Raw genomic sequence first — 10,264 nt, 5'->3', positions numbered from 1 at the left:
AAAAGCGCAGTGGTTGAGTGGTCTCGACTATGTGGGAGTGGCTAGAGTAAGTGGAAAACATTTGACTTTCTACTTTTGTTCCACCGCCTAATGCACAATGTTTTATGTTTTGACAATTAATTAATCAAAGAAAGCCGACTAAAGACTCATTTTCGTTATCTAACTACTTGACTATCTGAAAAATTTCCGTATGATTAGACTTTGTATTCCCAATAAATCCACAAGCAAATAGCTGTTTGAAAAGGTTTAATTAATAATTAATATAAGCTTTGTGCGTGAGTGGGTTCACAAAGAATTGAAAATTACATACTATAATTAAACTGTAAGATTAATTTCAGTTTAACTGCTATGAAAATATTATGAGATGCCCATTAAATACCTTAATAGAGGCAATTATGTGCTTTTAACAAGGTCGAAATCCTGTTAAAAATCTGTTATAATAGGTGGGCGAAATAAAAAAGGATGTGTCGAGAGTGGAACGTTACAAACCGCTAGTGTTGGATGAATTCATTCCCCAACCACAAACAAAATTATATATTGAAAGTCCCGAGATTCAAGAGTTAGAAAAGTTAGCGTATGATGGGCCATTAGGTGCTTTATATACTAAAGAAAAAACCGCCTTTCATTTATGGGCGCCTACTGTAATGGCAGTAAATTTAATTGTTTATGAAGATAACTATGCACCAGCTAAGAAAATTATTCCAATGATGTTGAATGATGAGTTACATATTTGGCAAACAGAAGTTGAAGGCGATTGTCATGGTTTAACTTATCGTTATGAATTATTCTATACCGATGGGACAAGTCGTCGTTCAGTGGATCCTTATTCGCGCGCCGTTACTGTCAATGGAAAACGTTCGGTCGTCGTTGATTTACCACGTACTAACCCTGAAAATTGGGGCGAACGCATGGAGCCATTTTCTGCACCAACGGATGCGATTATTTATGAAGCCAATATTCGTGATTTTTCAATGGATGTCAACAGTGGCATTAAAAATAAAGGTAAATATCTCGGTGTTATTGAAGAAGGGACTAGAAACCCATTAGGTTCAAAAACAGGTCTCGATTATTTAAAAGAATTAGGGATTACCCATGTGGAGTTTTTACCGATGTTTGACTTTGCGACGGTTGATGAGACAGGTGAAGTGCCTACAGAATATAACTGGGGCTATGATCCTTTAAATTATAATGCGCCAGAAGGAACTTACTCAACGAATGCTTATGATCCACTATTACGTATTACTGAGATGAAGCAAATGATCCAAGGCCTACATGATGCGGGTATTCGTGTCATTATGGACGTGGTTTATAATCATGTTTACGAAGTAGATAATCATAGTTTAAATCGTACAGTACCAGGTTATTATTTCCGTACGACGCATGAAGGTTACTTGTCAAACGGTACTGGGGTAGGAAATGATACGGCCTCTGAACGTAAAATGATGCGTAAATATATCTTGGATAGTGTGACTTATTGGGCTAAAGAATTCCATTTAGATGGGTTCCGTTTTGACTTAATGGGCATTCATGATATTGAAACGATGAACGCAGTCCGTAAAGCCTTAGACGAAATTGATCCATCGATTATAGTTTTTGGTGAAGGTTGGGACTTAATGACCGAATTACCTTGGTATAAAAAAGCGAGTCACCATAATGCCATTGAAATGCCACGAGTAGGCCAATTCAATGATGGGATTCGTGAAGCCTTAAAAGGTAATGACTTTGACCCTACTACTCGAGGCTTTATTAATGGTGCTTGGTATACTGAGAATAAATTAGCTGATAACTTCATGGCGGCTATTAGTACGGGACAATATTCTGAACCGGGACAAGTGATTCAATATGTAGAAGCGCATGATAATTATACCTTATATGACCGCTTAGTGACGGCTGACCCAAGTTTAGATAAAGATACGATTATTCGTCGACATGAATTAGCGACAACAGCAGTCTTATTAAGCCAAGGAGTACCATTTATCCACGCCGGACAAGAGTTTTTAAGAACTAAATTCGGTGTGCGTGACAGTTATAACAGTGCCGATCAAATCAACAAGATGGATTGGTTACGTCAAGAAAAATATGAACATACCGTCGTAATGGTGCGTGACTTAATTAAATTACGTAAAGCAGAGCCATTATTAAGACTGAAAACTTATGAAGAAATCGGCCGTACGATGCGTATCTTACATGCATCATACCAACGTGTTGCTTTTGAATACCGCCAAGATAATGAACGCATGATTATTGTCTTGAATGCCCAATCAAATCCATTAAAATATGATTTAGAACAGGGCGATTATATTATGAAGTTGGTCGACGGAGAAGTCTTTCTAGATGATGATCATATGACAGGTGAAATCGATAGCTTCTTAATTGAGCCATATACAACCTTAGTGTTGAAACAGTATTTGGATTAGGAAGTAGTAACGTTTATTGTAAATTAAAGATATTATTTATTACGCAGTGGTTGACTGGCTTAAAACAATGTCCTTCGGACTTGTTTCAAACCTAGTCAACTGTGCGGGGGGGTGGTAGATGAAGCGAAAATCGATTGATTTTCGACTTCTTGTTCACTCCCTATTTTTTTTACCGAGAAGTTAATCATTTCCAATTTGAGTATAAGCTCGTTATAATGCTAGTAAGGGAAAATGCCTAGGAGGTGTCTACCATGAAAAAGCAAACTTTATTCAAAGCGTTCATACTTATCATCGCTTTATTTGCAGTAACTTTTGGAATAAGAACATTTATTAATCAACCTTCCGAAAGTGAACCACATTCTTTAGTGTCTACACTAGAACCTGACAGCGACAAAGTTTTTGGTAAAGATAGTATGATCTTTGCGCTTTATGGCCAGTCTAAAGCCACAGATCACCAACCGGTCAAATTATTAAACGACTTAGTGTTAGTCTTTTCTTACAACCCTAAAAGTAAGAAGTCGGTAGTCGTTGCGCTACCCACACAATTATATTTAGAGCGACAAAGTAAAGAACAAGCTCATAAATTGCGTCTAGCTAATGGCGATTCAGAAGCTAAAGTGAGTGAGACTAATCAAGCGGTGCAAGCAGTGATTCAGCTCCCGATAGATCGCTATATTGGCATTGATTTAGATAAGTTTGCTCAGTTTGTTGATGACATCGATGGTTTAACAAATAATGAACAAACACTGTCGGGACCAGAAGTGAAAGCTTATTTACAAGAAAACTTGGAAGACTCGGATACTACTGCCCAATTTAACCGTTTAAAAGAAGTCATCGACGGTTTGATTGCTAAAGTTGCGGCGAGTGATTTAATGTTTCAGCTTTCTTTATTATCAAAGGCCAATAAATTTATGATAGACCATAATTTCGCTTTAAATGAATGGACTAAACTAGCTGAAATGGCCCCGAATCTATTTGGGAATGTTGACTTTATCCCACTGCCACTTGAATTAGATACAATTGATAATGAAACCTATCAAGTGCTAGATAGTACCGATTTAACGGCCATTAAAGACCAACTATCACACAATAATGACGAATAAAACTTTCCTTAAATAAAATTTTTTATCACTTGGTCTTGACAGAAGGGATAATCATCGTTTAAGATAGAAACACAGTTAAATAAGGTTGACGGTGAAGAGATAAGTAAAGGCTAAGTCTTTTAAAGAGAGCTTGTGGTTGGTGTGAACAAGTAAAGTGAGGTTTTGAAAATGGTCTTGGAGTCATGTTGTTATTCGAGCCAATTGGTAAGGGTAACCCGGGGTCTCCCGTTATAGAGAGCGAGTATAAGCTTAAATTCTAGATAAAGCCGTACTCATAGAGGCAATTTTAGTAATAAAATTGTAAATAAAGGTGGTACCATGGAGTCTATTAACTTCATCCTTTGCGTTGATGCGGGGATGAAGCTTTTTTTATTGCAATGATCTCCAAATCAATAACAAATTAAATGAATTGGAGAGATAATATGTCAAATAAATGGTTAAAAATTAGTGTCGCAGGGTTAGTATTATTACAAAGTCAAGTTGGATTAGTCAGTCAAGTTAATTTCAATCATAGCGAGCTTTTAACGGTGCAAGCAGCTGAAGAACAACAATTGAATTGGACCCAATCTTCGGAGATTACGACTTTAGATTCGGCTAAATCTTATGATACCGTTGCTTTTACAGCGTTACGTCAAGTAGGAGAGGGCTTATTACAAATTGCTACTGATGGTAGTATTCAACCGGCAGGCGCTGAATTACCAACTGTAAGTGAAGATGGATTAACGTATACGTTTAAATTAAGAGAAGATGCTAAATGGTCGAACGGAGAACCTGTCACAGCAAATGATTATTTATATGCTTGGCAACGAGCAATTAGTCCTGATACCGGTTCAGCGAATGCCTATTTATTCTTTGTCATTAAAGGAGCCGAAGCCATCGCCAGTGGTGAAGCTGAACCTGATACTTTAGGCGTTGAAGTGGTGAATGATTATGAATTAAAAGTCACTTTAGAAGAACCTAAAGCTAACTTTTTAAATTATATTACCCATGTCAATTATTATCCACAACATCAAGCTACTGTTGAAGCAGCTGGTGAAGCTTATGGAACTGATAGTGAGCACTTTTTAGGAAATGGGCCATTTACGATTGAAGGGTGGAGCGCCACCACATTAGAATGGACTTATACTAAAAACCCTGAATACTATGGTGCTTCAGATATCCAAACAAGCCAAGTGCACATCGATGTGGTAAAAGATCCAAATACAGCAGTTGAATTATGGGAAGCTGGAGAAATTGATGTGGCGGCCATCTCTGGTAATTTATTAGCTGAGTTCCAAGGTCACGAAAGTTTAGTGAGTTTTCCAGGAGTTTCACATTCTTACATTGAATGGGGTATCAGTTCGAATGAAGCATTACAAAATGAAAATTTACGTAAGGCATTCTCATTAGTCATCGACCGACAAACCTTAACTCAAAATATATTAAGTGGCGGAGCCGAGCCAGTTAAAGGCTTAGTCCCACAAAATGTTGTCTTTAATACAGTGACTGGAGAAGACTATGTTAAAGAACAAAAAGACTACAGTACTTACGATATTGACTTAGCGAAAGAATATTGGCAAAAAGCGAAAGAAGAATTAGGAACGGATACCGTTGAACTTGAATTATTAGTAACGGATAGTGAAGTAACGAAGCAAATTGGTGAGTTTATTCAAGGACAAGTGGAATCTAATTTAGACGGCTTCAGATTAGTCTTAAGACCATTACCAGCGAAAAACCGTTTTGAAGAAATGATGTCATTTGATTTTGATATTGCGATTGGTGGATGGAGTGCTTCCTTAGGTGATGCGGATGAATATTTAGTTAACTTCTTAACCAATGCTGAACATAATCATGCCCAATTCTTTGATTCAGAGTTTGATGCCTTAGTAGCCCAAGCGAATTCGCCAGAAAGTATTGCGAATCCTGAGAAACGCTATGAATTATTACATAAAGCCGAAAACTATTTATTAGATCGCCAAATTCTAGTGCCATTAATTCAAAATAATACCTCTTTATTGATTTCTGATAAAATTGATAATATTGAAGTTAATCCTGATGGTTCTGGCGTTGATTTTACAACGTTAACGTATCAATAAAATCAATTGAATCAATTTAGTTTAATTCCTTTCCTTATTTAATAGTCTTGTATTGGAGTGGCCGTAAGATATAATTATCGGATCAATTATAGTATCTTCAAAGTAGTGTAAAGTCATTAAGTTTCATCTCTAATTGATACTAAGGAATATGGGGTTTCACCATTAAAAGTTACCCAAACATCGACAAGTATATCCGAGAGGTTGAGTGGCATCAAACCACGTCTTAAACAGTTTAGGCATAAGCTCGATAAATTCCATCGGGTTATTGGTCATTAATTAAAATCGCAGTAGTTGAGTGGCATCAAACCACGTCTCACGGAGATTGAACAAACGAAGTGAAAAATATTCAATTTTCTACTTCTGATTCACTCCCATTATACTAACGCAACTCTTAAGGGGTGGGCCTAGGAAGCTAACATCATGTGATGGTCGTCTTCTAGCTCACTCCTTAGCTTATGTGTTTTGAAACTGAGAAACTAATCATTTAACAAGGTATAGAATTTCATGTATACTAACAATAGTTTAATTTTATTAAAAGAAAGAGGTGGCTAAATGAATTCGTATGGGAAATATTTGTTAAGACGTATTTTTTATATGTTATTGACCTTATTTATTATTATCACAACAACATTTCTCTTATTACAATTCTTACCAGGGACGCCATTTGCTAATCAAGATTTATTGACTGCAAAACAATTAGAATTATTGAATGAAAAATATGGGTTGAATAAACCGATTTTTGATCAGTATTTGGCATATTTGGGCAATATATTAAAGGGAGACTTTGGTTATTCTTTCCAATTTAATAATTTACCTGTGACCCAGATTATCGCGGATCGGGCTGGTCCTTCAATTCAATTAGGCTTACAAGCGATGGTTTTAGGGACAGTTGTAGGAACATTTCTAGGCGTTATCGCAGCGGTTAAGCAAAATACTTGGATTGATACCTTTACGTCTATTTTCGCGATTGCCGGACGGAGTGTGCCAAACTTTGTTTTCGCTGTTATTTTACAGTTTGTTTTCGCGGTTGTGTTAGAAGTGTTACCGATAGCGTTTTGGCGTGAAGGGTTTAAATCAACCATTTTACCAACGTTGGCCTTATCGATTTCGCCAATGGCGGAAGCGGCAAGGTTTATCCGTACGGAAATGATTGAAGTTTTAAATAGTGATTATATTGAATTAGCTAAAGCGAAAGGTTTTTCTAAATTTTATATTATCTTAAAACACGCTTTGCGTAATGCTTTAATTCCTTTATTAACGATTTTAGGACCGGTGACGGCTGGTTTAATGACCGGTTCATTAGTTATTGAACAAATCTTTTCAATCCCTGGTATTGGCGAACAATTTACTAAATCTATTTTAGTCAATGATTATCCAACGATTATGGGGATTACGATTATGTATTCTACTATATTAATTGTGATGATTTTAATTGTCGATATTTTATACGGCATCATTGATCCAAGATTAAGAATGGGAGGGGGTAAATAATGGCAAAGGCTTTATTAGATTCAAAATATAATGAAGAATTATTAGCGAAGCTATCGATAGATGAACAATTATTAACACCCGACCACCGTCAAACACGACAAGAAAGCGAAAAAATCCATGCGCCATCTCTGAACTTCTTACAAGATTCGTGGCGACGCTTGAAGAAAAATAAAGGGGCGATGGTTGCCTTATTTGTAGTATTATTCATTGTGCTCATTGCCATCCTGGCACCGTTGATTGCACCGGCTTCACCGTATGCTCAAAATCCAGCTCATGCCAACTTAGCACCTAAAATTCCCGGATTAGAGTGGACGACGTGGTTTGATGGTAAAGCGATGAGTCGTGGTAAGAAACTCATCGATACTTATGAGAAAGCCAATGTCCCTGCCGGCACCTATTACTATTTAGGAACAGACTCTTTAGGTCGTGACTTGTTGTCGCGTATTTTATATGGGACACGGATCTCGCTGTTAGTGGCTTTTGTGGCGGCTTTAATTAATTTAGTATTTGGGATTATTTACGGATTAATTTCAGGTTGGTTAGGTGGCAAAGTCGATACCTTTATGCAACGTTTATTAGAAGTGTTATCAGGGGTACCAAATTTAGTCATCGTTGTTCTAATGTTATTAGTCTTAAAACCGGGATTGATTTCAATTATCATTACGATTGCCTTAACGTCATGGATTACCATGTCACGAGTGGTCCGTGCCCAAACCTTACGTTTGAAACAAACGGAGTATGTTTTAGCGGCACAAGTATTAGGCCAACATCCGATTAAAATTATGTTGAAACATATTCTACCAAATATGATCGGGATTATTATCGTGCAAGTGATGTTTGCTTTACCAAGTGCGATTTTCTTTGAAGCCTTTTTAAGCTTTATCGGAATCGGTATTCCCGCACCCGATGCCTCCTTAGGAACCTTAATTAGTGATGGCTATAAGACCTTCCGTTTCTTACCGCATTTAATGTGGTATCCAGCTGCGATCATTTCGGTCTTAATGTTATCCTTTAATTTATTAGCGGATGGACTACGGGATGCCTTTGACCCTAAAATGAAAGAGTAGGTGACGAACATGAATGAACCGATATTAAGAGTTAAGAATTTACAAATTAGTTTTAAAACCTTTGCCGGTGAAGTGCAGGCTATTCGTGGTGTGAGCTTCGATTTGCATAAAGGGGAAACATTAGCGATTGTTGGTGAATCAGGTTCTGGTAAGACGGTCACCACTCGTTCCATTATGGGATTATTAAGTAAAAATGCCATCATCAAATCAGGAGAAGTTATATTTAATGGTGATAATCTATTACAATATAAAGAACGTCAAATGCGTGACATTCGGGGAACGCAAATTGCGATGATTTTCCAAGACCCGATGACTTCATTAAATCCAACCTTAACCATTGGTCAACAGATTATGGAAATCTTAACCAAACAAAGAGGTATGTCTAAAAGTGAAGCCATCGAAGAAACGATTGAATTATTAACTTTATGTGGTATTCGTGACCCTGAAGCCAGATTAAAACAATACCCTCATCAATTTTCAGGAGGGCAACGTCAACGGATTGTGATTGCGATTGCTTTAGCGGGCGACCCCGAGATTTTAATTGCGGATGAACCAACGACGGCACTAGACGTGACGATTCAAGCTCAAATTATTGAGTTATTAGAAGAAATTCAACGTCAAAAAGACATGTCCATTATTTTTATTACCCATGACTTAGGGGTGGTTGCGAATGTGGCAGACCGTGTAGCCGTAATGTATGCTGGTAAAATCGTCGAAATTGGAGGCGTGGACGATATTTATTATCACCCACAACATCCCTATACGTGGGGCTTATTAAGTGCCATGCCGACACCAGACCAAAAAGGAGAGCTCTATGCGATACCTGGCACGCCTCCGGATTTATTAAATCCACCAAAAGGTGATGCCTTTGCTTTAAGAAATGAGTATGCATTAGCGATTGACTTTGAAGAGGAGCCACCGATGTTTCAAGTGTGTGATACGCATTACGCGGCCACTTGGTTATTACATCCAAAGGCACGTGAGGTCACACCGCCACAAAATATTTTAGATCGTTATGAACATTATCGCTTTGAATGTCAACAAGGAGGCAGACAGTCATGAAAAAAGAACCACTTGTCCAAGTGAAACATTTAAAACAATATTATGATGCAGGCACTCCTAATGAAGTCAAAGCAGTCGATGATGTTAGCTTTGATATCTATAAAGGCGAAACCTTTGGTTTAGTCGGTGAATCCGGTTCAGGGAAATCTACCATTGGTCGTGCCATCGTCAATTTATATCAACCGACTGCAGGTGAAATCTTATTTAATGGTCAAAGTAATCAAGAACGTCGCTCATTAAAGCAAAGACGCTTATTCAATAAAGAAGTTCAAATGATTTTCCAAGATCCTTATGCATCATTAAATCCGCGCATGAAAGTACGTGATATCATTGCTGAAGGGATTGATGTTCACGGCCTAGCCCATAATGAGAAAGACCGCAATGATCGAGTGAATCAATTATTAGAAACAGTTGGACTTAATATCGACCATGCGACGCGTTATCCTCATGAATTCTCAGGAGGGCAACGTCAACGTATCGGGATTGCGAGAGCTTTAGCAGTCGAACCGCAATTTATCGTCTGTGATGAGCCGATTTCAGCTTTAGATGTGTCTATTCAAGCGCAAATTATCAATCTTTTAGAGCAATTACAAGCTGAGAGAGGCTTGACCTATCTATTTATCGCTCATGACTTATCAATGGTCAAATACTTTAGTGACCGAATTGGCATGATGTATCGTGGTAAATTAGTTGAACTGGCCGATGCGGAGGAACTTTATGCCAACCCTCAACACGCTTATACGCAAAGTTTATTATCAGCGATTCCCTTACCGGACCCTGATTATGAACGTGAGCGTCAACGCATTATCTTTGATGAAACTAAGATTGACTTACAAAGTGAAATGATTGAAATTAAACCCAATCACTGGATAAAACCTTAAATAATAAAAAATAAACAGCATGAGGCTGGGCAGAGGAAGCGAAAATCAATCGATTTTCTATTTCTTGTCCAATCCATGCTGTTTTTTGTTGTCTAAATCGTGGTAAAAGTTAATAATTTTTGTTAATCATTTTAATAAAAAGGCAATAAAAATGAAAGTTCTAAAATT

7 protein-coding genes and 1 other annotated feature are annotated in these 10,264 nt (G+C 37.5%); all 7 genes read left to right on the top strand.

Translation table 11 applies throughout. The features are described from left to right. Positions 1 to 473 precede the first annotated feature (473 nt). On the top strand, positions 474 to 2,417 hold the full coding sequence (pulA, locus tag GSA01S_RS07565; RefSeq protein ID WP_066126306.1) for a type I pullulanase: 1,944 nt from the start codon (positions 474 to 476) through the stop codon (positions 2,415 to 2,417). A gap of 251 nt (positions 2,418 to 2,668) precedes the next feature. Continuing rightward, complete coding sequence (locus GSA01S_RS07560) at positions 2,669 to 3,520, top strand: LCP family glycopolymer transferase (protein WP_066126304.1); 852 nt, start codon at positions 2,669 to 2,671, stop codon at positions 3,518 to 3,520. Positions 3,521 to 3,602: 82 nt separating this feature from the next. Further along, positions 3,603 to 3,865 (top strand) — a binding site (T-box leader). Between the two features lie 77 nt (positions 3,866 to 3,942). Further along, the gene (locus tag GSA01S_RS07555) at positions 3,943 to 5,595 is read left to right on the top strand and encodes a peptide ABC transporter substrate-binding protein (protein ID WP_066126302.1); all 1,653 of its coding nucleotides are present in this window, start codon (positions 3,943 to 3,945) and stop codon (positions 5,593 to 5,595) included. Positions 5,596 to 6,147: 552 nt separating this feature from the next. After that, complete coding sequence (gene opp3b / locus GSA01S_RS07550; protein WP_066126299.1) at positions 6,148 to 7,086, top strand: oligopeptide ABC transporter permease; 939 nt, start codon at positions 6,148 to 6,150, stop codon at positions 7,084 to 7,086. Further along, positions 7,086 to 8,153 (top strand): oligopeptide ABC transporter permease, encoded by a 1,068-nt coding sequence (opp3C, locus tag GSA01S_RS07545; RefSeq protein WP_083513260.1) that lies wholly within the window; start codon positions 7,086 to 7,088, stop codon positions 8,151 to 8,153. Before opp3b ends, opp3C begins: the two co-directional genes overlap by 1 nt. Positions 8,154 to 8,162: 9 nt before the next feature. Beyond that, positions 8,163 to 9,215, top strand: a complete 1,053-nt coding sequence (locus tag GSA01S_RS07540) for an ABC transporter ATP-binding protein (RefSeq protein ID WP_066126298.1) — start codon at positions 8,163 to 8,165, stop codon at positions 9,213 to 9,215. Beyond that, entirely contained in the window at positions 9,212 to 10,096 is an 885-nt protein-coding gene (locus GSA01S_RS07535; RefSeq protein WP_066126296.1) for an ABC transporter ATP-binding protein, read from the top strand. Before GSA01S_RS07540 ends, GSA01S_RS07535 begins: the two co-directional genes overlap by 4 nt. The last annotated feature ends 168 nt before the right edge of the window (positions 10,097 to 10,264 follow it).

This window comes from Globicatella sanguinis NBRC 15551 (assembly GCF_001552295.1).
GTDB classification, from domain to species: domain Bacteria; phylum Bacillota; class Bacilli; order Lactobacillales; family Aerococcaceae; genus Globicatella; species Globicatella sanguinis.
Note: the sequence above shows the minus strand (reverse complement) of the source record. Positions and strands in the feature narration are given on the sequence as shown.

Coding starts and splice junctions, on each gene's coding strand:
- GSA01S_RS07560 (WP_066126304.1), top strand. CDS start 2,669: ATGAAAAAGCAAACTTTATTCAAAGCGTTCATACTTATCATCGCTTTA.
- GSA01S_RS07555 (WP_066126302.1), top strand. CDS start 3,943: ATGTCAAATAAATGGTTAAAAATTAGTGTCGCAGGGTTAGTATTATTA.
- opp3b (WP_066126299.1), top strand. CDS start 6,148: ATGAATTCGTATGGGAAATATTTGTTAAGACGTATTTTTTATATGTTA.
- opp3C (WP_083513260.1), top strand. CDS start 7,086: ATGGCAAAGGCTTTATTAGATTCAAAATATAATGAAGAATTATTAGCG.
- GSA01S_RS07540 (WP_066126298.1), top strand. CDS start 8,163: ATGAATGAACCGATATTAAGAGTTAAGAATTTACAAATTAGTTTTAAA.
- GSA01S_RS07535 (WP_066126296.1), top strand. CDS start 9,212: ATGAAAAAAGAACCACTTGTCCAAGTGAAACATTTAAAACAATATTAT.